The 20,655-nt window shown below is 44.9% G+C and carries 23 protein-coding genes and 1 tRNA gene; 14 read left to right on the forward strand and 10 right to left on the reverse strand.

The genetic code is table 11. From position 1 onward, the window contains the following. Positions 1-3: 3 nt before the first annotated feature. Positions 4-76: transfer RNA gene (locus L990_RS13390), tRNA-Lys, on the reverse strand. A 149-nt stretch (positions 77-225) separates the two neighbouring features. Here L990_RS13390 and L990_RS13395 point away from each other — a divergent pair. The 3 genes from L990_RS13395 to L990_RS13405 all read left to right on the forward strand — a co-directional run bounded on the left by L990_RS13395 (position 226) and on the right by L990_RS13405 (position 3,341). Further along, positions 226-1,047 (forward strand): SDR family oxidoreductase, encoded by an 822-nt coding sequence (locus L990_RS13395; protein ID WP_047450321.1) that lies wholly within the window; start codon positions 226-228, stop codon positions 1,045-1,047. Positions 1,048-1,191: 144 nt separating this feature from the next. Next, positions 1,192-2,664, forward strand: coding sequence for a cardiolipin synthase (gene cls / locus L990_RS13400; RefSeq protein WP_052181016.1), 1,473 nt, complete (start codon positions 1,192-1,194; stop codon positions 2,662-2,664). A gap of 32 nt (positions 2,665-2,696) precedes the next feature. Continuing rightward, positions 2,697-3,341, forward strand: a complete 645-nt coding sequence (locus tag L990_RS13405) for a porin family protein (protein WP_047450324.1) — start codon at positions 2,697-2,699, stop codon at positions 3,339-3,341. 68 nt (positions 3,342-3,409) lie between these two features. On the opposite strand, the gene L990_RS13410 is transcribed toward L990_RS13405, so the two are convergent. From L990_RS13410 to L990_RS20065, 3 genes are all read right to left on the reverse strand, one after another. Further along, positions 3,410-4,759 (reverse strand): DEAD/DEAH box helicase, encoded by a 1,350-nt coding sequence (locus tag L990_RS13410; protein WP_047450327.1) that lies wholly within the window; start codon positions 4,757-4,759, stop codon positions 3,410-3,412. Positions 4,760-5,143: 384 nt separating this feature from the next. Next, positions 5,144-5,827, reverse strand: coding sequence for a hypothetical protein (locus L990_RS13415; RefSeq protein WP_047450331.1), 684 nt, complete (start codon positions 5,825-5,827; stop codon positions 5,144-5,146). Positions 5,828-5,842: 15 nt separating this feature from the next. Next, positions 5,843-6,436: a hypothetical protein gene (locus L990_RS20065; protein WP_156121582.1), complete on the reverse strand. Its 594-nt coding sequence runs from the start codon at positions 6,434-6,436 to the stop codon at positions 5,843-5,845. Between the two features lie 299 nt (positions 6,437-6,735). Here L990_RS20065 and L990_RS13425 point away from each other — a divergent pair, with 299 nt between their 5' ends. Together L990_RS13425 and L990_RS13430 are read left to right on the forward strand one after the other, a co-directional pair. Continuing rightward, positions 6,736-8,283: a hypothetical protein gene (locus L990_RS13425; RefSeq protein WP_047450336.1), complete on the forward strand. Its 1,548-nt coding sequence runs from the start codon at positions 6,736-6,738 to the stop codon at positions 8,281-8,283. A gap of 99 nt (positions 8,284-8,382) precedes the next feature. Further along, entirely contained in the window at positions 8,383-9,786 is a 1,404-nt protein-coding gene (locus tag L990_RS13430; RefSeq protein WP_197057296.1) for an alpha-amylase family glycosyl hydrolase, read from the forward strand. A 38-nt stretch (positions 9,787-9,824) separates the two neighbouring features. Here the strand turns inward: L990_RS13430 and L990_RS13435 are convergent, their stop codons facing one another. From L990_RS13435 to L990_RS13445, 3 genes are read right to left on the reverse strand one after another with little or no spacing between them, the layout of a single operon-like run. After that, positions 9,825-10,244 carry a hypothetical protein gene (locus L990_RS13435; RefSeq protein ID WP_156121584.1) on the reverse strand — a complete coding sequence of 140 codons (420 nt, stop codon included), beginning with the start codon at positions 10,242-10,244 and terminating at the stop codon, positions 9,825-9,827. A 4-nt stretch (positions 10,245-10,248) separates the two neighbouring features. Further along, on the reverse strand, positions 10,249-10,593 hold the full coding sequence (locus L990_RS13440) for a hypothetical protein (RefSeq protein ID WP_047450342.1): 345 nt from the start codon (positions 10,591-10,593) through the stop codon (positions 10,249-10,251). A gap of 40 nt (positions 10,594-10,633) precedes the next feature. Next, positions 10,634-10,858 (reverse strand): YtxH domain-containing protein, encoded by a 225-nt coding sequence (locus L990_RS13445; RefSeq protein WP_081981711.1) that lies wholly within the window; start codon positions 10,856-10,858, stop codon positions 10,634-10,636. Between the two features lie 393 nt (positions 10,859-11,251). On the opposite strand from L990_RS13445, the gene L990_RS13450 reads away from it, so the two are divergent. Then, positions 11,252-12,133, forward strand: coding sequence for a carbohydrate kinase family protein (locus L990_RS13450; RefSeq protein ID WP_047450345.1), 882 nt, complete (start codon positions 11,252-11,254; stop codon positions 12,131-12,133). Positions 12,134-12,186: 53 nt separating this feature from the next. Here the strand turns inward: L990_RS13450 and L990_RS13455 are convergent, their stop codons facing one another. Continuing rightward, on the reverse strand, positions 12,187-12,642 hold the full coding sequence (locus L990_RS13455; RefSeq protein WP_047450347.1) for a hypothetical protein: 456 nt from the start codon (positions 12,640-12,642) through the stop codon (positions 12,187-12,189). Between the two features lie 434 nt (positions 12,643-13,076). Here L990_RS13455 and trxA (L990_RS13460) point away from each other — a divergent pair, with 434 nt between their 5' ends. Then, the gene (gene trxA / locus L990_RS13460; protein WP_047450350.1) at positions 13,077-13,433 is read left to right on the forward strand and encodes a thioredoxin; all 357 of its coding nucleotides are present in this window, start codon (positions 13,077-13,079) and stop codon (positions 13,431-13,433) included. A 27-nt stretch (positions 13,434-13,460) separates the two neighbouring features. Next, positions 13,461-13,715 carry a hypothetical protein gene (locus L990_RS13465; RefSeq protein ID WP_156121585.1) on the forward strand — a complete coding sequence of 85 codons (255 nt, stop codon included), beginning with the start codon at positions 13,461-13,463 and terminating at the stop codon, positions 13,713-13,715. Between the two features lie 103 nt (positions 13,716-13,818). On the opposite strand, the gene L990_RS13470 is transcribed toward L990_RS13465, so the two are convergent. Then, entirely contained in the window at positions 13,819-14,514 is a 696-nt protein-coding gene (locus L990_RS13470; RefSeq protein ID WP_052181017.1) for a Crp/Fnr family transcriptional regulator, read from the reverse strand. Between the two features lie 182 nt (positions 14,515-14,696). Between L990_RS13470 and L990_RS13475 the strand changes: the two genes are divergently transcribed. From L990_RS13475 to trxA (L990_RS13485), 3 genes are read left to right on the forward strand one after another with little or no spacing between them, the layout of a single operon-like run. Further along, positions 14,697-15,050, forward strand: coding sequence for a hypothetical protein (locus tag L990_RS13475; protein WP_047450357.1), 354 nt, complete (start codon positions 14,697-14,699; stop codon positions 15,048-15,050). A 4-nt stretch (positions 15,051-15,054) separates the two neighbouring features. Then, positions 15,055-16,026 carry an NAD(P)/FAD-dependent oxidoreductase gene (locus tag L990_RS13480; RefSeq protein WP_047450360.1) on the forward strand — a complete coding sequence of 324 codons (972 nt, stop codon included), beginning with the start codon at positions 15,055-15,057 and terminating at the stop codon, positions 16,024-16,026. Between the two features lie 50 nt (positions 16,027-16,076). Next, positions 16,077-16,376 (forward strand): thioredoxin, encoded by a 300-nt coding sequence (trxA, locus tag L990_RS13485; RefSeq protein ID WP_047450363.1) that lies wholly within the window; start codon positions 16,077-16,079, stop codon positions 16,374-16,376. A gap of 61 nt (positions 16,377-16,437) precedes the next feature. Here the strand turns inward: trxA (L990_RS13485) and L990_RS13490 are convergent, their stop codons facing one another. Next, the gene (locus L990_RS13490; RefSeq protein WP_047450366.1) at positions 16,438-17,895 is read right to left on the reverse strand and encodes an amino acid permease; all 1,458 of its coding nucleotides are present in this window, start codon (positions 17,893-17,895) and stop codon (positions 16,438-16,440) included. A gap of 551 nt (positions 17,896-18,446) precedes the next feature. Between L990_RS13490 and L990_RS13495 the strand changes: the two genes are divergently transcribed. The 3 genes from L990_RS13495 (at position 18,447) to L990_RS13505 (ending at position 20,515) form a co-directional block, all read left to right on the forward strand. Then, positions 18,447-18,821 (forward strand): hypothetical protein, encoded by a 375-nt coding sequence (locus L990_RS13495; protein ID WP_047450368.1) that lies wholly within the window; start codon positions 18,447-18,449, stop codon positions 18,819-18,821. A gap of 262 nt (positions 18,822-19,083) precedes the next feature. Further along, positions 19,084-19,890, forward strand: coding sequence for a metallophosphoesterase family protein (locus L990_RS13500; protein WP_047450445.1), 807 nt, complete (start codon positions 19,084-19,086; stop codon positions 19,888-19,890). Then, positions 19,871-20,515, forward strand: a complete 645-nt coding sequence (locus tag L990_RS13505; RefSeq protein ID WP_047450372.1) for a hypothetical protein — start codon at positions 19,871-19,873, stop codon at positions 20,513-20,515. The genes L990_RS13500 and L990_RS13505 overlap by 20 nt, the downstream gene beginning before the upstream one ends. Positions 20,516-20,655 lie beyond the last annotated feature (140 nt).

The raw sequence follows: 20,655 nt of genomic DNA on the forward strand, positions 1-20,655 counted from the left end.
AAGTGATCCAGCTGGGGCTCGAACCCAGGACCCCATCCTTAAAAGGGATGTGCTCTACCAGCTGAGCTACTGAATCATTTGTTTCTCAAATGCGGATGCAAAAGTACGTTTTTTTATTGGACATGCAACACCCTAAACGCCTTTTTTGACTATTTTTGCAATTCTGCAAGCAGCAATATCTCAAATAATTAACATTACTCATTTGATTACAAACACAATGCAACTATGCGAAATATTCAGATGGAGGACAAAATAATACTGATTACAGGAGCGTCATCGGGGATTGGAAGGGCTTGCGCTTTAGAATTTGCCGCCCGTGGTGCTAAAGTGGTGCTAGGTGCACGCTCTACAGAGGAACTAAATGAAGTTGTTGCCCAGATTACTTCAAACGGAGGTAGTGCGGTTGCCTCTTTTTTGGATGTGGCCGATGAAGCTTCCTGCAAGTCTTTCGTCGAACTAGGCATCTCGACTTACGGAAAAATAGATGTTCTCATCAACAATGCAGGCATATCGATGCGGGCCATATTTGAGGATGTCGACTTGGCCGTTTTAAAACGCCTGATGGATGTTAACTTTTGGGGAACGGTGTACTGTACGAAGTATGCGTTGCCTTCGCTTTTGGAAAATAGGGGGAGCGTTGTTGGCGTAAGCTCTATTGCTGGCTTTATGGGGCTGCCTGGACGTACTGGCTACTCCTCCTCGAAGTTTGCCATGCACGGTTTTTTGGAGACGCTGCGTGTCGAAAACCAAAAGAAAGGTTTGCATGTTATGATTGCGGCTCCTGGTTTCACTGCTTCTAACGTGCGTTTAAACGCGCTCAATGAGGCTGGGGTTAAACAGGGCGAAACTCCACGCGACGAAGGGAAGATGATGACGTCGGAGGAGGTTGCACGCCGTATTGCCAACGGTGTAGTAAATCGCAACCGTACGTTAATAATGACGCTAATGGGTAAGGTTACCGTTTTTCTAAAAAGGATAGCTCCCAAAATGCTAGATAAGCTATCGTACGCCGAAATGGCTAAGGAGCCTAATTCTCCGTTAAGGTAGATTTGATAAAAATTGCATAAGTTTCGTAGCATTGGCTATTAAAGCCAATGCTATTTTTTTGTTTGCCCAACGTAAATTGAGAAAAAGGTGAACAGGTTTGCTAGAGTGGGGTTTATTCAGTATTTTTAACTGAATAATGAATGGATGATGCAGAATATTTTACATTACCTGTTGCAAATTAACTTATCCTACCTCTTTCAGGGGATTTACCTGTTTACCATCTTTTTTGTCGTAGGGTTGGTGATACACGAGAAGAGGGACCCCGTTAAAACCATCTCGTGGGTGCTGGTAATAATCCTATTGCCCATTGTTGGGGTTATCTTTTATTTTGTCTTTGGACAGAATTATCGGAAGCAGAAGATGTTTAGCCGCAAAGGGCTAAAGGATATTGCCTTTATAGATAAAATACAGGAGGAGCAGCTGCTGAGTTTTTCGAAAAACAAGCTAGGTAAGCATGTTCGTTCTGATTTCCGTTCAATAATTGGCTTATTGTTGAATAACAGTAAGTCGCTTTATACCGAGAATAATAGCGTAAAGATACTCAATAATGGGGGGGAGACCTTCGACCATATTGTAGATGCAATTAGTAAGGCCGAGGTGTACATTCATCTGGAGTATTACATCTTTTCCGACGACAAAATTGGTACCCGCATTCAGCAGCTGCTTATCGAAAAGGCGGCCAAAGGGGTGGAGGTATGCCTTATTTACGACGATGTGGGAAGCTGGTACCTGAAGTCAACCTTTGTACAGGAGATGCGCCAGGCTGGAATACAGGTGTACCCTTTTATGGAGGTTAGCTTTCCGTGGTTTACCCGTAAGGTAAACTTTCGGAACCACCGTAAGATTGTGGTGGTAGATGGTAAGGTGGGGTTTGTGGGAGGCGTTAATGTGGCCGATCGTTACATTGAGGGAGATCCCAAGCTTGGATTTTGGCGCGATACACACCTCGAGATGGTGGGCGATGCCGTACGCCTGCTGGCCTTGGTTTTTCAGATGGACTGGTATTTTGTGAGCGGGAAAACGTTCGAGCCGCTAGATCGGTACTTGCCGCCTTTCGGTAAGGTGGGGGATACTGCTGTTCAAATCTGTAGTGCTGGGCCCGACTCCGACTGGGCAAGCATTATGCAGGCCTACTTTTCGGCAATAACCAAGGCTAAAAAGCATATTTACATCTCTACACCCTACTTTATGCCTAACGAGAGCATCCTTACGGCCATAAAGACGGCCGCGCTTAGCGGCGTGGATGTGCGTATAATGATACCCCATAAGTCCGACTCGGCCATTGTTTACTGGAGTACCCTTTCGTATTTGGCGGAGATGCTTGAGGCTGGCGTAAAGTTTTACTTTTACGAAAAGGGCTTTAATCACTCCAAAATAATGATGGTGGATGGCTCTTTTGCCAGCGTGGGTACGGCAAACCTCGATATTCGATCGTTCGAGGACAACTTCGAAGTCTCTGCGTTTATCTACGATGATGCCGTAACGCAGGAGTTGGAGCGACAGTTTCATGCAGATTTACTAAATTGCAGGCTGATTACGTTACACTACTGGGAGCGACGCCCGTTTATCAACAGCTTAAAGGAAGGGGTCGCCCGATTGTTTAGTCCGCTGCTTTAGGTTTGGTTTTGCAATCATTCAAACTAGATACTATGAGAAAGTTCGTATTAATGCTGGCCCTTTTAGGCGGCGCAACCCTTGCCAATGCTCAGCTCTTTACCTTCGGTTTAAAGGCGGGTATTAACACCACTACGGATGTTTTTAAGAACGTAACCATCAACAATGGTGCGAGCGACAACTGGCAAATTGTAAAGAATAACGCTAAGGTTGGTTTTCAGGCGGGTGCCTTTGCTCGCGTAAAGCTGCTAGGCTTTTACGTGCAGCCCGAGTTCTACTACTCTCAGTCTAGAACCGAGATTACCCTCTCGCAGGTTACCGCTGGGCAAACTACGGTAAAGAACGAAATCAACAAGCTTAATACCCTGAATATTCCTATTCTTGTAGGCTACAAGTTTGGTCCGCTACGCGTAAATGCAGGCCCTGTAGCTAATATTGTTGTAGGCAATAGCAATATTATCGAGGATATCACGGGCGTTAGGCAGAGCATGAAAACGGCCAACTGGGGATTCCAGGCGGGCGTTGGTGTGGATATTCTAAAGACTCTGACCTTTGATGCGCGCTACGAGGGAAGCCTTTCGAAGCTTGGCTCGTCGTACAATACGCTTGCCGGCAGCAATGTCAACTTTGGTAGCCATCCGCAGCAGTTTATCTTTACGGTTGGGGTGTTCCTTTTTTAGCAGCTCCTAGCATAAAATATAAAAGCAGCGATGGTAGTCGCTGCTTTTTTGGTATGTAGGTGATGCGGTTAGTCAATCATTCGGCCTGTTTTCTTAGATGGGGCAGGCGCGGCGCGGCGCACCTTGGCGTGCTTGTTGTTGCGCTTGCTTGGGCCACCTAGGTTTACCTTCTTGTTCTTGGCCTTTTTCTCGTGGAAGCTACCCTGCGATTGCTTGATGGAGGGCGCCTTGAGGTAGTGCTTGTCGTAGGCGGGTGCCTGCTTCTCGTCTTCGGTTAGGACGGTGGATATCTTCACCTCGGCAGGTATCGGCTCTACGTGGATTTGCATCTCCATCAGCTCCTCGATATCGGCCATGTAATCCATATCAGCATCTACCACCAGGTTGATGGCCACCCCATTCTTGTCGGCACGGCCGGTACGCCCAATGCGGTGGATGTAGTCTGGGGCCTCCATGGGCGCGTCGAAGTTGATAACGTGCGACACGTCGGAGATGTCCAACCCGCGCGAGATGATATCTGTGGCGATAAGCACCTTCGACTCGCCGTCGTTGAAGCGCCTAAGGGCGTTTACGCGGGTGTTGGGCGCCTTGTTGGAGTGGATTACCCCCACCAGGCCGGGGTAGCGTTCGCTTAGGCGCTCGTGTAGCCTGTCGGCAATGCGCTTGTTGCGCACAAAGATCAGCACGCGGCTCATCTCGGTGTCGGTGTTTAGCAGGTGCTCCAGCAGGTTCTGCTTCGTATTGTAGTTCGGAACCAGGTACGACATCTGGTCTATCTTATCGAGCGGTGTCCCGTGGGGCGCCTCCTCTATGCGTTCGGGTTTGTCGAAGAAGCTGGTGATAATCTCCTCCACGTCGGGAGTTAGGGTGGCCGAGAACATCAAGTTTTGGCGCTTGGGGGGCAGCATGTCCATCATGCTCATAACCTGCGGGCGGAAGCCTAGGTTCAGCATCTCGTCCACCTCGTCGATAACGAACTTTTGGATCGACTTAAGGCGGAGTACTCCCGTTAGGGTGAGGTCTACCAGCCTACCGGGCGTGGCAACCAGGATATCTAGCCCCTCGTGAATGGTTTTCCTCTGTGTATTCATGTTGGCACCGCCGTACACGCCCGCAACGCGCACGGTCATGAAGGTGGTGAGCGACTCTATCTCCTTAATAACCTGTAGCACCAGCTCGCGGGTGGGCACCACAATAAGCACTCGGGGCTGTCGCTGGTCCGAGTAGGTTAGCTGCTTGAGGATGGGCAGCAGGTAGGCAAACGTTTTGCCGGTACCTGTTTGTGCAATCCCCACAATATCTTTACCCGACAGGGCTGCCGGATATGTGCTTGCTTGGATTGGTGTTGGGTAGATATAGCCCAGCTCTTCGAGGGCATTCCTCAGCGGGGCGTTCAGATTAAGATCGTCGAAAGTCACTGTTCTATTTTCTTGGTTGATGCAAAGATACAACTTATAACGAATATTGTGACGAGGAACCTTGGCTAGCGCCGTTTTGGTTTCTTAATTAATGTGGTGGATGCTGCAATTTTAAACTTAAGCAATTGGTAATGCTTTGGTAATCATAACGAAATATTGCGCCTTTACATTTGTGGCGTTAGGTTAGTATGGGTGTTCATAATTGCTCCCCTGGCAGTGGTCAGCAGGGGGAGAACGGTAAGGTTATGTATTTACGTGTTGATAAGACTTCTCGAGTAGCGTATTCCGGAAGTCTTTCTTTTTTGTGCGGATGCCTTCGGCAGGGCTTGCCTTGGGCGGCAAAAGGTGGAGGGATGGGGCTCCACCTTTTGTTGGCAGCATCGGCTACTTATCCTTGTTGTCTTCGTCTTTCTTGTGGCGTGTACCCAAGCTAACCACCTGGCGGGCGGTCTTATACTCGCTGTAGAGTTCGGGCTCCGACCTCTTTATCACCTCCATCTGTATGTCTAGCTGATCTCGTAGAATGTCCATTGTTCTATTTATGGCCTGCTCGAGGTTTTGGTTGGCTGCCTTTCGCTCCCCAATCTTTATTCGAGGTACGCTAATCTGGTTGTTAAATTCGGTGGTGAGCTGCTCCAGCTTTTGGATGTTTTCCATTTTGAGGTTGAAGCCTGCGAGCTTCTCCAGATGCTTTTTCGCTTCAGTGGCCAGCTGCTTGCAGTAGGTTACCAGCTCCTGCTCTTTGCAGTGGCTCAGCTTCGATTCGTTAGTATTGCTAAAGCGGTGAAGCTCCATGTTCTTGTTACCGTTGGCAATGGCTAGCAGCGCAAGGGCCATCTCTAGCGTTTCTACCTCCAGCGCAGTGCGGGTCAAATTCTTGCTCTCGGTTGCCAGTTCGGGGTCGCTCGGAGCAACCTTTAGCAGGTCCTCCACCTCTTCGAGCGATTGGTCGAAGAGCGTACACACCGCAACTAGAGCCGCTAAGCTCTCGATCTTACCTTGGTTCTTTTTCAAAACGGCGTTAACAGCCTGCAAGGTCCTTAAGAAGTTGTTTGTTGATTTTTTCATGATCAAAAAAAGGTTTTAGTTACTAATTAGTAGCATTTGAAAGGTTTTTATGGGGTGGGCGCTTGCCTGCGCTGCCGATGGGGAGCCATCGGCAGTACGGAGGCTGCCCTCTGGTACGAATGGGGTGTTCGCTAAAGCGAGCGCGCTGTATCCGGAGCTGGCTGCGATGCCTTCTGGGCGACATGCGAAGGGGTGGGAGGCGAAATTGGTGCCTTTGGAGCGCAATGCGGTGCCCGCTAAAGCTAATTTGGTGTCCTCTAGCGTAAAAGGAATGCGAGCTAAAGCTAAATTGGTGAGCTCTAAAATGAAGTTGGTGGCTGCTAAAGCTAACGCAATGGGCGCTAAAACAAAATGGATGCGAGCTAAAGCTAATGGGGTGGGCTGTAAGCCGGATGCGGTGCGCCTTGTTTCATCCGCAATGGCTCCTATGCGTAAATCGGAGCCATTGGCTGCCGATGGCGTTTGATTCCGGAACTCTTCGGCGAAGTTAAATCCTGAAAGGGTGCCTTGAGGTATGGGTAAAAGCACCGCGGGGGCATGGCCGGTATGGAGTGGCCGCTCCCAAGCGTGCTGGATAATGTCTGTAAGCAATGGTAGAATGGAATTCATCGCCTCCAAAAACTTGAATATTGGTAACTATATTAATTAAAAGCGAATATAAACAAAATAAGTTAAATAATAGTTATAGTGTTAATGGAAAATATTTATGATATTTGTATTTGCGTCTATGTTTAAGTATTTTGTATTCGTATTTGACGGTCCGATATGACGCAGGTGTGCATGTAAACAGGGCGGCTTACCGGCTGCAGTGCCCGAGAAGGCGTAAATTGGAGCAGCGGTGCTGGTTGGCCACCCAATTTGGGGCACCATGAGGAAGAAAACAAGCGTATTAACCAATATAGTAGATAATGGGCAATACCGAAATAATTAGGGAAATAGAGGAGCATGTCGACCTCTACTTGGCAGAAGGTAATTCAGCCTATATTAAGTATGCATTCTTCAACTACGAGAAGCTGCAGTATCCGCTCGAGCCTCACGAGCTGCGCCTGCTTAACCGTATCTTTAGCGATCATTCCTACAAGGCAATGGAGATGTTCGAAGATCGAATTCTTAAGTTTGGCGAGGGGATAACCGAAGGGCACGACGATATCGACTTCTTTATTTGCTTCGAGGTGCTTCCCCTGAAATTTATTCTTGGCGAGGAGCTGTTTAAGGAGCTGCTGATGCACATCGTAAATAACGAGCGCTGCTTCAATATCCGAAAGGTTTTTGTGCACTGGATGCGCGTGATAAAGAATATTTTTTGGCTTCGCACCATTGATTGGGTGTCGCTGATGCGCATTGTTAGCAACTACAACTCGTGGCTGGCCTACCGTATACGCGCTCTCGCTTACACCGAGGCGATGAACGAGGAAAACGCCCAGCGTAACTTCGAAAAGTCTACCGTTCTGCTTAAAACGCGGATTGCCGAGCTGATTGCCGCCACGGATAATGCCGAGCAGAAAGCTCGCATTGCGGCCTATGCCGAGCGCACTATTGGCGAAAACTGGGCGCTTAAGACGCATAAATTTTTTATTCGCGCAAGAAAGGAGGAGCTTGATGCGCACCTCGAAAGCATGCTCGCCAACCCCAAGTTGCAGGAGTATTTCTGGGCGAAGGTCTTCAAGGGCGTTTTTGCGGTAAAGGACGACGAGTACGAGGAGGTTGTAACGCATTTGCAGGAGGTGGTGGGCAGCGATATGCTCGAATACTTTCCCGATATCAAGGTTGATGTGTACGATTCGTTCAAGTTTGCCTGCTTCCGCCTACGCATTCCGGTTGAAAAGCAGCGTGCAATGCTCGAAAGCCGGGGCTATAGAATGGAGCTCATTAACGAGTACATCCGCCACAAGCCCGAAGATTACGACCAGTTTGAGGATACCGACGATATGGGCTACGAGTACCGATTAGGCTACAAGCTGCTCTCCTTTTCCGGTTCGGAGTTTGTTCGGATATTTGCCAGCGACTACGAGAATGCGATGGCAGTGCAGCTGATTGATCGCTTTACCGCTGCAATCAAAAACGGAGAAAAGCTATTTGGCCGCGAGCTCGAAGTGCTCTCGCTCGAAACCTTTTACGGGCGAAAGGTTATGGCCGGCGAGTCCTCTATCCCCCTAATGCTTTACGCGCCTAATCAGCGGGAAACCCTTGGCGTATTCATACATGTCGAAGGAGACTTGGCGAGCTACCTCTCTACGGTTGCAGATCGGTTTAATAGCTTGTGCTTATGGGAGCCAGGGCTCGACGCCGTTCGCTGTACCTGCATCGTATGCACCTTTAGCTACGACGAGCCGAGCATCGAGCAGATTCAGCACGCTCCGGTGGTCGGGATCGAGGTTTACAAGCTAAATATTGATATGGTCTCAACATTGGTGCACCGTACAATTCCATTAATGGAGTCGGAAGAGCATCCCTAACGGGGCAGTCGGTTCGCGATTAGCTTCGTTGCGGCAGCAATCATCACCATTAAAAAATAACGCTAGCATACATGGCGTAGGCTACAAACACAACAGGAAATGAAGGCTCAAAAACAGGTAGTACTATGGGGTATCCTGCTACTGCTGCTTATGGCAGGCTGTGGCACTAAGGATGGACAGAAAAAGGCCACTGGCGATGGGATGGCGCGCTATCAGCCAAAGCAGTACGTGGAGCTAAAGCATCCATCATGGAGTAAAAATGCCACCATCTACGAGGTCAACCTTCGTCAGTTTACCCCCGAAGGGACGTTTAAGGCCTTCGAAGGCCATTTGCAGCGGCTTAAGGAGATGGGGGTGGATATCATTTGGTTGATGCCCATCAACCCAATAGGAGAGAAGAACCGAAAGGGAACCTTGGGCAGCGAGTATTCGGTAAAAGACTACCTGGCGGTAAATCCGGAGTACGGCACTATGGACGATTTTAAGGCGCTTGTTAAGCGGATTCATAGCATGGGGATGTATGTTATCGTCGACTGGGTGGCCAACCACTCTGCGTGGGATAACAAGCTGGCCACCGACCATCCCGATTGGTACACCAAAACCCGCGAGGGGAAATTTCAGCCCACCCCTTGGTACGATTGGAGCGATGTGATAGATTTTGACTACACGGTTCCTGCCATGCGCAAGTATATGACCGATGCCATGAAATTCTGGGTTAAGGAGGCCGATATCGACGGCTATCGTTGCGATGTGGCGGGCTTTATTCCGGTTGACTTTTGGGATAACGTGCGCGCGGAGCTTGATGCCATTAAGCCGGTGTTTATGCTGGCCGAATGGGAGTCGCGCGATATGCATCGGCGTGCCTTCGACATGACCTACGCGTGGTCGTTGTGGGACGAGATGAAGAAGGCAACCACCGGTAAGAAGGGCATCGGAGGATTGGTGGTCTATATGTCGCACGATGTTAATGCCTTTCCTCACGATGCCTTCCGTATGACATTTACCGACAACCACGACAAGAATTCGTGGGAGGGTACGCAGTTCTCGAACTTTGGTGAAGGGTTACAGGCCTGTATGGTATTTGCTTGTACCGTTAACGGTATGCCGTTGGTGTACAGCGGACAGGAAGCGGGGCTCGATCGCTCGCTTAAATTCTTTGATAAGGATGAAATAGAGTGGAAGCAGCATCCTTTTTACAGCATGTACAGGGAGTTATTCGATCTTAAGCATAAAAATCAGGCGCTGTGGAATGGCGCATGGGGTGGCGAAATGGTTCGCATCTACAACGATATGGAGGATAAGGTGATCTCTTTTGTACGAGAGAAGAATGGGAATGTCGTTATTCCAATCATTAACTTTAGCGACAGGCAGGTAAGTGTTACGCTAAAGGATAAAGACTATGCGGGGAAATACTCCGAGCTATTCTCAAAGGTAGCCTTTGAGCTAAAGGGGGATGATAAGCTTACGCTTGGACCGTGGAGCTACATGGTGCTGTATAAGTAAAAATATAATTAAAGCGGGATTTTGGAGGTCCCGCTTTTTTATTCCGCATTTTCGCTATTGGGTGTTGGGGTATTGGGGGCTGCATCTTTCGCGTTAAATAAGCTTTCGATGTAGCATTTAAATCGTTCAAAGCCGTTTGCAATCAGGTTGCTAATACCTGCCTGTACCAAGGTGATAATTACTGTTTTTATAGGAGTATCCTCGTTGGCGTTAAGCATCTTTTGGAGCAGCCTTCCGATCCAGTTCTGGGTTTGAATGATGGTTAGCGAAAGCAAATCTTCTCTTATTTCCTGCGATTCGACCACCTCGCGTAGCGAATTCTTGATGACATTCACCAACCGCATGCTTTGGTAGGTGGCTATAAGTTGCTCCTTCAGCTCTTTTCCTTCCTGTTTTTGTTGAGTCTCGAGTTCGGCGATGCGCTGCTTTAGTAGCATTGATGGATTTGGAGTATTCATAGGGCTATTTTTTGTCGAATAGGTTTATCAGGATGTTTTTAAGAGGGCTAACGATGATCTTCTTGCGGAATAGGAATAGAATCAACCCAATAAGACCGTAAAAGAGAGCTACGGCAAAGAAGCCGTAGCTGTTCTTTCCTAGCAAATCGCCAACCCAAAGAGCCAACCCAATGCTCGCAAAGGAGAAAAACAGAAGAAAAAAGCAGGTTGCCAATATAATCGCGGTTGCCAACGAAATGACGTCTGTCGATTTGTCGATTGCCTTTAACCTAAAAAGCTCTAGGCTTGTTTTGGTAAATCGTTCGGTCTTTTCGACAAGTAGCTCAACTTGCGTATTTTTTTCTTCCATGATTCTACGGTTTGCGAGTGGGTGTTTCTAATTCGGTGCGCTATGCTTCCTCTGTTTCTTCGGCTGCAGCCTTTTTCCCGAACTTGTTGGAAATTTCGTCGGCAATGTCATGTAGTTTTTCTTTTATGCCGTCGATACTGTCATGCCCTTTCTTTACAATCTTACGACGAGTTTCGGACCCTTTGTCTGGTGCAAAAAGAATTCCTACTGTAACGCCAACTGCCAATCCGGCAAGTACTCCTGCAACAATTTTTCCTGTGCTCATAATCAATCCTTTTTAATTATGGTTTGACATCAGAATAAGAAACAACAGATTCGCATGCTTGGTTGTGAGGCGTTGTGTTAAAACTCTATTAAAGTTTTGCTTATATTGTCGTTTCTTTGCTTTTGGGAAAAAATGGGGGCTGTTGCCTTTGCGTAGGTTGCTTAAACCGTAGCTATTTGGGTGGGTAGCGGCTGTTTATCTCTAAAATTACTGATAGCATGAAGCTTTATTTTCGAGGCAACGCAAATTTTTAACTCGACAAGTAGGACGTTAGATGCCCTCAATGGCAGGTGACAAGTTTCTATTTTGATGATGGAAGGGTGGTTGAGGGTGTGCCAGCGGGTCGCTACTTGCTCGAAATTTTATGAAGAACTCTCCTTAAAATTGAAAATAATGGTAAAAAAGAAGGTGTTTAAGGTAGTTGGATTGGGTGAGGTGCTATGGGATATGCTTCCTTCTGGACGAGAGTTGGGGGGCGCTCCCGCTAACTTCACCTACCATGCGGCGCAACTTGGCGCTGATGCTACCCTAATTAGCGCTATTGGGAACGATAAGTTGGGGCAGGAGGCTGCAGCCCTGCTTAAGCAAAAAAGGGTTAACCATCTTTTATACGCTTCGTCTAAGCCAACAGGTACCGTTGAGGTAACCCTTAAAGAGGGCATCCCATTTTATGATATTAAAGCCAACGTGGCTTGGGACGATCTGGTGATAATTCCTCAAATGGCAGCTGCCGTTGCTGCTGCCGATGCTATTTGTTTTGGCACGTTGGCACAGCGTGGCGATATGTCTCGCAATTCGATTAGGGTGTTGCTCGAAATGGCTCCTGTGGACTGCCTGCTGGTTTTTGACATCAACCTGAGGCAGCATTTCTACAGCCGCGAGATAATTGAGGAATCGCTTTTTTATGCCAACATACTTAAAGTAAATGAGGACGAGTTGGAGGTGCTTTCGGAGATGTTCGGGCTAGCAGGCTCGCCTACCGACCGATGTAATGCACTACTAACAGGCTTTGGCTTGGCGATGGTTGTTCTTACGCTGGGGGCCAATGGCAGCTTCCTGTTTGCTGGTAAGGAAAAATCGTTTTTAGCGGCACCGAAGGTTGCTGTTGCTGATACAGTTGGTGCTGGAGATGCTTTTACGGCAGCTTTGGTTGATGGTGTTTTACGCGAACAGAAGCTCGCGGAGATCCACCGCCAGGCCGTAACCCTTTCCGCTTTTGTTTGTACTCAAAAAGGGGCTATGCCCATCTATCCGAAAGAATTAAGGCTCCACTAAAATAAGAAGGGGATGCCGTTGATGCATCCCCTTCCTATCGCAATTAATTGTTACTATAGCTTAAAGGTTACCCCAATTCTACCTCCCGAGAAGTTGTTGCCTCCTCCGAACTGTAAGTTAAGGCCAAAATTGTTGGTGAAGAAGTAACGTCCACCAATTTGGGCTCCTAAGTCTAGCCCCGAATTATCGTTTCCAAATTTAGCTCCAATGTTTAGTCCTGCATATAGGTCGAAGCTGCTAGGGATATTTAGCAAACGGTTAAAATGGTAGTTTGCATTACCGGCAGCGCCCCAGTTGGCATCTTCGTAGTCAAAGCGGTGGGTTACATCAAAGCCTAAGGAGATGTCGCTCCCAACGCCAAAGTCCATGCCTACATTTACAGGAATCCCGTGGTTAGAAAAACCAAGTCCAGCGTTAAGGAATCTTTGTCCCTGCGGAATTGGATTTTGAGCATTCGCCATTCCAAATGATAGCACAACGGCCGCAATGATTACAAAAAGTTTCTTCATACCTGTGTTATTTTAGTTTTTTTAGTCGTGCATGGCAATTCCGTAAAGAGGAATGCCCCAATAAGCGCTTTGTATAGCTGTCCAAATATTGCAAAAGTCTTGCCAATATTTCTTAGCATCAATTTTGTCGCATTGAAATGGGGTGAGAATGGAGGCGGGTAAGGAGTATATTATAGCTTTTAGAAGGTTGTGTAGCTCGTTAAAGAGGTTGTCTGTCTGTAATGTCTGAATTTGTGGGGCGAATGGATCTGGTTTGTGTTAATTAGTACGTATAGCCAAGCCCTACCTTTTGCGGGTGGTTTTATATCATCTCAAAAGTTGATGCATGTCAATAAGGCTTTGCTAAATGTGGTTGTCAGTGTTTTTACCTTTGCTACTGTAAGCAAGGCCATAAAATATGGCGCTTTGAGATGAATAATTAAATAAAACAGAATATGGCAAAGAACATTACAACACAGGAGTTTAAAGATTTAGTTTTTAACTACGACGAGTCTAAGGAATGGAAGTTTAAAGGAGATAAGCCAGCGGTGATCGATTTTTATGCCGATTGGTGTGCTCCGTGTAAGATGGTTGCTCCGATTATTGAAGAGCTGAGCAGCGAGTTTGAAGGGAAAATTGATTTCTACAAGGTTAATACAGAAGTGGAGCAGGAGCTCTCAGGGGCTTTCGGCATCCGTAGCATTCCATCGATACTGTTCATTCCGGTTGAAGGACAGCCTCAGATGTCGGCCGGAGCGCTTCCTAAGAATACGTTTAAGGAAGCTTTTAAGGATATCTTTAATGTTCAATAGCGCTTAAATTAGAAATATCTGTTAGTAATGAGAGATAAGCTAAGGCGCATATTGTCGGATTGGCACTTTGCTCGGATACTTTACTTGGTTATGGGGTTAACCTCACTAGGTTTTGGTTTGTACCAAAAGGATGCCATGTACAACTTGGTGGGGATTCTCTTTTTGGTGCAAGCGATATTTAATATATCCCTTTGTGGTGCTGGTGGCTGCGGTGTTTCTCAGTCGAGGAGACGATTTGATGCACCACTTATTAAAGTGAAGGAGTATAAGCCGAAGGAGTAGCGAAAGCGAGGAGATTGAATTCCTTACAATGAAGTGAAATGTGACTATCGAATGGAGCCTAGAGTGTATTTTTTAGGCTCCAATTTTTTATATAGCAGGATTACTACCCGTGTTTTGATATTTCGGCAAGATGGTTGCTGTTTAAGATGGTAATGGTTTTGTCCTCGAGTTTGATAAGGTTATCTTTTTCGAACGATTTTAAAATCTTTACCGCATTTTCGGTGGATATTCCGGCAAATTCTGCAATTTCTTTGCGCGATAGCTGAGCAAAAATATCAATACCTTCAACTTTAATGCCATCAATATAAAGCAGTACTTCAGCCATGCGCCCGTTCATCTGCTTGTACATTAAAGTGCGTATATTGTCAAAAAGGCCATTGTTTTGCAAGCTGTATCTTTTAATAATACCTATAGCAAAATTCCCGTTGTTTTGGGCTACCTTAAGTAGTGAATTGTTGTCAACCAAAAAGGCTTGCACGTCGGTAAGCGCAATGGTGGAGTAGTTGTATGGTTTGTGGGTAAAAACGGAGGTTAGCCCAACGAATTCTCCTGGAATAACCATTCGTAGGTTGTAGCTCTTGCCTGCATCGCCCTCTACGTACTGCTTGGCAATTCCGCTCACCAAGAAAAGAACGTACGAAGCAAAGGCTCCTTGCTTGGTTAGGTTTTCACCTTTCCGGAATAGCACCTGGGTTTTGCTGTTGCCTATAAACTCTATTTCTTCGGGACTTAGCTGCTGAAAGCATGGCGCCTGTATGTCGCAAAAAAAATCGTTGTCGTTTTCTAGTATTGTTTTCATAGCATGACTCATTGCAACGTAAAGGTAAAAACAAATCAACAATAATCTTGATGAAAATCAATATTGAAGTTGGTTTGGATACTCTCGTTTTTATTGTAGAAGGATGCGTGGTAGGCTACATTTGAATCGTGTTTATGGACTAAACGTTCCTATTCTTTTGAATAAAAACAAAATCAAATAGTATGCTTTACACAAATTTAAATCACATCACCACAGCCGATGAGCTAGTGAGGATTATCAACGAAAACGAGAATGTAATGGTTTGTTGTGGTCGCATGGGGCCTATGTGTATTCCTGTTTACGGAATAATGGAGGAACTTGAAGAGGAGTATGCTCATGCGAAGTTTTTTGACATGGAATTTGATAATCCGGAGGCTCACATTATTCGCAATGCTCCTGAGTGCCGAGGCTTTATGGGGCTCCCCTATGTTGTGTACTATAAAAAGGGAAAAATTGTTAAGGCAACTACTAGCATTCAAAATATGGTGCAGGTAAGAAGCATCCTTGATATCGAATTTGGTGGCGTAAAAAAGTAGGACAATGGAAACTAGCAATAAGTATGATGCCATTGTTTTAGGTGCAGGGCCTGCCGGTTTAACGGCGGGCATTTACCTTTCGAGGGCTAAGCTACGAACGCTAATAATTAGCGAAGGGATGGTTGGTGGGCAGATGATTTTAACGCACGAAATTGCCAACTATCTAGGAGTTGAGAGCATAAGCGGCTACCAGCTGTCTGGTATTATGCGTAAGCAGGCCAAGAGTTTCGGATGCGACATTATATCCAATACTCAGATTGTTGATATAAAACTGGATGGCTCAGAAAAGATGGTGAGCCTAATTGGTGGTAAAACCTTTTTTGCTCATGCGGTAATACTATCTCCAGGTGGCCGTTCTCGTACGCTGGGAGTTGCCGGAGAGGAGGAGTTTAAGGGGCGCGGTATATCCTATTGTGCAACCTGTGATGGTGATTTTTTTGCAGGAAAAGAAATTGTTGTAGTTGGTGGAGGTAACTCAGCCTTAGAGGAGGCCGTTTCGCTTACAAAGTATGCAACAAAGGTAACTGTTGTACACCAATTTGATCATTTTCAGGCTTTCGAGCATGCCATTGAGGAGGTAGAGGCTAATCCTAAAATCAGCACAATCTTGGAGTCGACCATCGAGGAGTATTTCGGGAACGAGAGGTTGGAGGGAGTTGTCATTCGTAATTTGAAAACAGGGGCAAAAACGAGGTACAGGACTGATGGTGCTTTTGTTTTTATTGGCTATGTTCCTAATACGGAGTTTTTGGAGGATACTGTAAGTTTGAACAGCAAGGGCGAGATTGTTGTTGATGCAGATATGCAAACTTCTATTGCAGGCGTTTTTGCTGCGGGAGATTCAACAGCTAAGCGCTACCGCCAAATTACAACAGCCGTAGCAGATGGGACTATTGCTGCACTTTCGGCCGCTGCATACGTGAATGACGTTAAACGTAATTGGCAGAAAGGGAATGACGCAATTGCACAGAGCTGATGGCTGTATTTTTTGTTTCTTTTATATTTTTCACCTAAATACAATGGCAAATGAAGGGGAATTTTGAAGCGCTGATAGAATCTGATAAGCCCGTCATTGTGGACTTTTTTGCAGAATGGTGTTCTCCTTGTAAAATGCAGGCACCAATACTAAAGGAACTTGCGGCGGCTTTAGGAGAATCTGTTCGTATTCTGAAGGTTGATGTGGACAAAAATCCTCAAGTCGCGTCGCGCTATCAAGTACGGAGTGTCCCTACCATGATGATATTTCAAAGGGGGCAGATAAGGTGGCGCCAAACGGGGTTGCAGCCTAAGCATACCATTTTGGATGCGCTGAAGCAGTTACAATAGAGCTTTTCTTCAGGAGAAATGATGAAATAAAAAAGAATGGATGCTACAGCATCCTTTCTTTTTATTTTTCTGAAAAATTCTTCGCATTCCTAATGAGCGAATGGTTTTTCCCGTATGTGAAGTATATGGTAAATCCAATTGCCATCCAGATGAAAAGGCGAATCCAAGTAACTATCGGAAGAGAGAGCATCATTGCTAGGCAAACAACAATTCCCAGTATAGGAACTAGAGGAACAAGTGGAGTTTTGAATGCTCTTGGCGCATCGGGTTGCGTCTTCCGCATTATCATTACCCCAATAGCAACGAGAACAAAGGCAAATAGGGTTCCTATGCTTACCATATGTCCGAGGTCTGATATGTTAACAAACCCTGCTAGTAGTGAGGTGAAAATTGCAAATAGTAGGTTGTTCTTGTAGGGCGTTTTAAATTTAGGGTGGATCTTCGAGAAAATAGAGGGAAGAAGTCCGTCTTTGGACATAGAGTAAAAAATGCGAGATTGACCTAAAAGCATTACCAATATCACAGACGTGTACCCTGCGAGAATTGCCAGTATGATAAATTGTTGAAGCCAAGCATAGGGCGTTTTGGCAATAGCTACAGCAACAGGCGCGGCACTCCCTTTAAACTCGGTATAGTTTGCCATTCCTGTCATAACGTATGAGAAAAGGAGGTATAGTATTGTGCTTATCACGAGTGAGCCTAGTATCCCGATGGGCATTCCCACCCTTGGATTTTTACTCTCTTGTGCCGCGGTTGATACCGCATCGAACCCAATGTAGGCAAAGAAAACTACTGCTGCACCTCTGAATACCCCAGACCAGCCGTATTCTCCCCATACGCCAGTATTTTCGGGAATGAAAGGAGTGTGGTTGGCTGGATTTATAAAATGCCACCCAATAGCAATAAAAACTAAAACTACAGTTACTTTAAGCGCTACAAGCAGCCCATTTAGGAACGCAGACTCTTTTGTTCCTTTTATAAGTAGCATGGAGAGGGCAAATACAATAAAAATAGCCGGAAGATTGATAAATCCAGATACAACGCTACCGTCTGCTAATGTCATTGAATCCATAGGCGCATGGGTTAGCTCGTATGGGAGTGAAATTCCAAAATTTCCAAGAAATTTCGAAAGATACGAAGACCAACTTACAGAAACGGTTGCTGCCCCTAAGGCATACTCTAGCACCAAGTCCCAGCCTATAATCCAGGCTACGAGTTCTCCCATCGTTGCATAGGAGTAGGTGTACGCACTTCCTGCTACTGGTATCATTGATGCAAACTCTGCATAGCAAAGACCTGCAAATGCGCACCCAACAGCGGCAATGACAAATGAAAGCGTAACTGCTGCTCCTGCATTATCTGCAGCAGCAATGCCGGTGAGCGAAAATAACCCGGCTCCAATAATTGCCCCAATTCCTAGAGCGACCAAATTAATACTTCCAAGGCTACGTTTGAGCGAGTGCTCTCCCGTTTCTTGCGACTCCTTTATCAGAGTCTCTAACGGTTTTCTAAATCTCATATGCGGTTTAATTGGTTATCTTTTATTTTTACCAAATTAATGATTTATTTGTTACGCTCTGTTTTTACTTGTAATCTATTTTAGAGTTTCTCGTTGTTCTTATACTTGGTTAGACATGCTTATTTACCTATTCTGTTGTTTGTTTTTAATTATATAAGGTGTTTTACCTTTCATTTTTTAATCTTTTTCAGAGAAACAGCTTTATACTGTTCTATTTACTGTTAAATGAATTTTGTTGTATTAGCTCAGCAGGAATTGTTTTGAACAAAAATGCTTTGTTAGTCTAGTTTTGTAATGGGTTGATAGTAAGTGTTTAATTAGGATGATGCAATAGGGAATACAATGATAATTATCGTTTTATGTGTATTAAAGAATCCTAATTGTGCTTTTGGGTGAGTGTTGGATTGAAATAAAAAGTATTCCTTTGCATTGCAAAACAAAACCAAAATAGGCTTATAAACTTACAATGTGTAATCGTGTTGTTTTGAGTTTTGAAGCATTTAAATCACGGTTAAGGTGTTTTTTTGAAACCTTGTTATAATAAGGACGGAATGAGAAAGGCATTGTGTTTAGGAATTATTGCTTTAGGTTTGGTAGGATCTGTATCTGCCAGCAGCAATGCGCTAGATGGACTGCTAGTGCGTAAGAGTTTAATCACGGAAGAGGTTAAATCTCTTATGGAGAGTTCGGTAGCAGGGGATGCACTCCCTGTTAGAATTGTATACCAAAATGAGGTAGTCGGTTCGTTTCAGGCTTTTTATCCTACAGAAGAAAACTTTGTTGTAGTAAACAAGGTAAATCTAGAAAATGAAGGTGGCGTTTTGGTTGCAACCGTAAAACTTAATATCAACGGGAAAAAGAACGTTGAAAAGATTTTTGTAAAAAATGGATCTAGAGCACCTTGGATTTTGAAACCAGAGGTGTAGCATTTACGATATAGAAGATTTTCAATCGACGCAGTAGAAATACTGTGAGTTATTCATAATAGATTTGTTTGTAGTAGTTTGTAAGGGTAGGGACTTCGGGATGAAGTCCCTATCTTTTTGTATCTGTCCTATACTAACCATTTTTAAAGTGAAGCCATAATCTTCGTCTTTTTAGTTAATTAATAAGCCGTTATCTGGTTCTGATGCTTGTTTGTCTTCCTTTGCACACAAGTTTTTAGTGAAGATGAAAGGAGCCCTTTGTATGAAAAGGTTTTTATTGCCGTTGGCATTTTTATTACTCGTATTATCGAGCTGCGAATTAATCGAATATCATCCCTACGATGTGTCGCTTAGCCGAAAGTATTCAGATTTAAATCAAAAGAGCATAAGTAGGATATTGGCTAAAAGTCCTACAAACGATACTATTCGCTTTGTATTTATGGGGGATACGCAGCGATCGTACGACGAAACCGTTGATTTTGTGAGATCAGTAAATCGGAGACGTGATGTCGACTTTGTTATCCATGGAGGCGATATTACGGACTTTGGAATGACCAAGGAGTATATTTGGATTCATGATATCATGGCTAAGCTGAAAGTTCCCTATGTTGCTATTATAGGCAACCATGATATTTTGGGACATGGTAAAGAGGTGTATAAGTCGATTTATGGCGATTATAACTTCTCGTTTATCTACAATCAAACCAAGTTTCTATTCCTAAATACGAATGCTCTGGAGTTTGACTACTCCACGCCAATCCCTGATTTTGGATACATCCGTGCTGAACTGGATCAGGATAGAAGTCTGTATAACCAAACAATTGTTGCAATGCATGTTCAGCCTTTTGATTTGGAATTTAATAACAATACGGCTCACTATTTTCAAGATTTGATTAGGCAATTTAATAATCCGCTATTTGCGATTCATGCCCATGCCCATGTGCGTATGCAAAACGATTTTTTTAAGGATGGTTTCATCTACATCGGTTGCGATGATATACACGACAGAAACTACTTGGTTTTTACAGTAACAAAGAATAAGTATTCGTATGAGGTGGTTTATTTCTAGATACGTTTTATTAGGTAAAAACTTAGCGTTGTTCCTGTTTTTTCTGATTTCTATTCCTTCTTATTCTCAGATTGACAGCTTACTTAAGGAAAAATATAAATCGGCATGGAACAAGCTAATTCCAACTCAAGTAAAATGGCAATATGCTGGTGATATGGGCACAATGTCTATAGGGGCTGGTTGGGATTATGGTAGAAGGAGGCAGTGGGAGACGAATTTTTTTGTAGGCTACCTAAGCGCTTCGGGGAGTAGTCCCGTGCATGTTACAGCAACGCTTAAGCAAACTTATGCGCCATTTCGAGTTAGATTAGGGAGAGATCTTTCAATTCAGCCTATTACAGGAGGATTCTACATGAATAAGGTTTTTGGACAGTACTTCTGGAGTAAGTTGCCCGATAGGTATCCCCGAAATTACTATTTCTGGATGCTAAACACGCGTTTTAATGTTTTTCTTGGGCAGAGTTTGACGTTTTATTGCCCCAAATTGCTTAAAGGTGATAGTATCTCCCTATTTTACGAATTTAATACTAACGATTTATACGTAATAAGCGCTATTGGCAATAGGTATATTGGTTTAAAGGATATTGTAAACTTATCTTTTGGCGCTAAGTTCACGTTTTTATAAATCCCAAAAAGGTTTAATGCAAGATGTAGAAATATTAGGAACATATTTTCTTGATTTTTAGTTCGATTACAGCATTGTCTCTTTTTGGTGAAGTTTGCTTAATAGATATTAGCCCTATTTGTAGATTTGGCGGCTGGGTT

It is taken from the genome of Alistipes sp. ZOR0009, assembly GCF_000798815.1.
Classification (GTDB): Bacteria; Bacteroidota; Bacteroidia; order Bacteroidales; family ZOR0009; genus Acetobacteroides.

Excerpts from the sequence above, each read along its gene's own strand:
- L990_RS13475 (WP_047450357.1), top strand. The coding sequence starts at position 14,697 with ATGCTTTACACAAATTTAAATCACATCACCACAGCCGATGAGCTAGTG.
- L990_RS13465 (WP_156121585.1), top strand. The coding sequence starts at position 13,461 with ATGAGAGATAAGCTAAGGCGCATATTGTCGGATTGGCACTTTGCTCGG.
- L990_RS20065 (WP_156121582.1), bottom strand. The coding sequence starts at position 6,436 with ATGAATTCCATTCTACCATTGCTTACAGACATTATCCAGCACGCTTGG.
- L990_RS13405 (WP_047450324.1), top strand. The coding sequence starts at position 2,697 with ATGAGAAAGTTCGTATTAATGCTGGCCCTTTTAGGCGGCGCAACCCTT.
- L990_RS13415 (WP_047450331.1), bottom strand. The coding sequence starts at position 5,827 with ATGAAAAAATCAACAAACAACTTCTTAAGGACCTTGCAGGCTGTTAAC.
- L990_RS13490 (WP_047450366.1), bottom strand. The coding sequence starts at position 17,895 with ATGAGATTTAGAAAACCGTTAGAGACTCTGATAAAGGAGTCGCAAGAA.
- L990_RS13430 (WP_197057296.1), top strand. The coding sequence starts at position 8,383 with ATGAAGGCTCAAAAACAGGTAGTACTATGGGGTATCCTGCTACTGCTG.
- L990_RS13500 (WP_047450445.1), top strand. The coding sequence starts at position 19,084 with ATGAAAAGGTTTTTATTGCCGTTGGCATTTTTATTACTCGTATTATCG.
- L990_RS13435 (WP_156121584.1), bottom strand. The coding sequence starts at position 10,244 with ATGAATACTCCAAATCCATCAATGCTACTAAAGCAGCGCATCGCCGAA.
- L990_RS13455 (WP_047450347.1), bottom strand. The coding sequence starts at position 12,642 with ATGAAGAAACTTTTTGTAATCATTGCGGCCGTTGTGCTATCATTTGGA.
- L990_RS13470 (WP_052181017.1), bottom strand. The coding sequence starts at position 14,514 with ATGAAAACAATACTAGAAAACGACAACGATTTTTTTTGCGACATACAG.
- trxA (WP_047450363.1), top strand. The coding sequence starts at position 16,077 with ATGAAGGGGAATTTTGAAGCGCTGATAGAATCTGATAAGCCCGTCATT.
- L990_RS13480 (WP_047450360.1), top strand. The coding sequence starts at position 15,055 with ATGGAAACTAGCAATAAGTATGATGCCATTGTTTTAGGTGCAGGGCCT.
- L990_RS13445 (WP_081981711.1), bottom strand. The coding sequence starts at position 10,858 with ATGAGCACAGGAAAAATTGTTGCAGGAGTACTTGCCGGATTGGCAGTT.
- L990_RS13440 (WP_047450342.1), bottom strand. The coding sequence starts at position 10,593 with ATGGAAGAAAAAAATACGCAAGTTGAGCTACTTGTCGAAAAGACCGAA.
- cls (WP_052181016.1), top strand. The coding sequence starts at position 1,192 with ATGATGCAGAATATTTTACATTACCTGTTGCAAATTAACTTATCCTAC.
- L990_RS13505 (WP_047450372.1), top strand. The coding sequence starts at position 19,871 with ATGAGGTGGTTTATTTCTAGATACGTTTTATTAGGTAAAAACTTAGCG.
- L990_RS13395 (WP_047450321.1), top strand. The coding sequence starts at position 226 with ATGCGAAATATTCAGATGGAGGACAAAATAATACTGATTACAGGAGCG.
- L990_RS13495 (WP_047450368.1), top strand. The coding sequence starts at position 18,447 with ATGAGAAAGGCATTGTGTTTAGGAATTATTGCTTTAGGTTTGGTAGGA.
- L990_RS13450 (WP_047450345.1), top strand. The coding sequence starts at position 11,252 with ATGGTAAAAAAGAAGGTGTTTAAGGTAGTTGGATTGGGTGAGGTGCTA.
- L990_RS13425 (WP_047450336.1), top strand. The coding sequence starts at position 6,736 with ATGGGCAATACCGAAATAATTAGGGAAATAGAGGAGCATGTCGACCTC.
- trxA (WP_047450350.1), top strand. The coding sequence starts at position 13,077 with ATGGCAAAGAACATTACAACACAGGAGTTTAAAGATTTAGTTTTTAAC.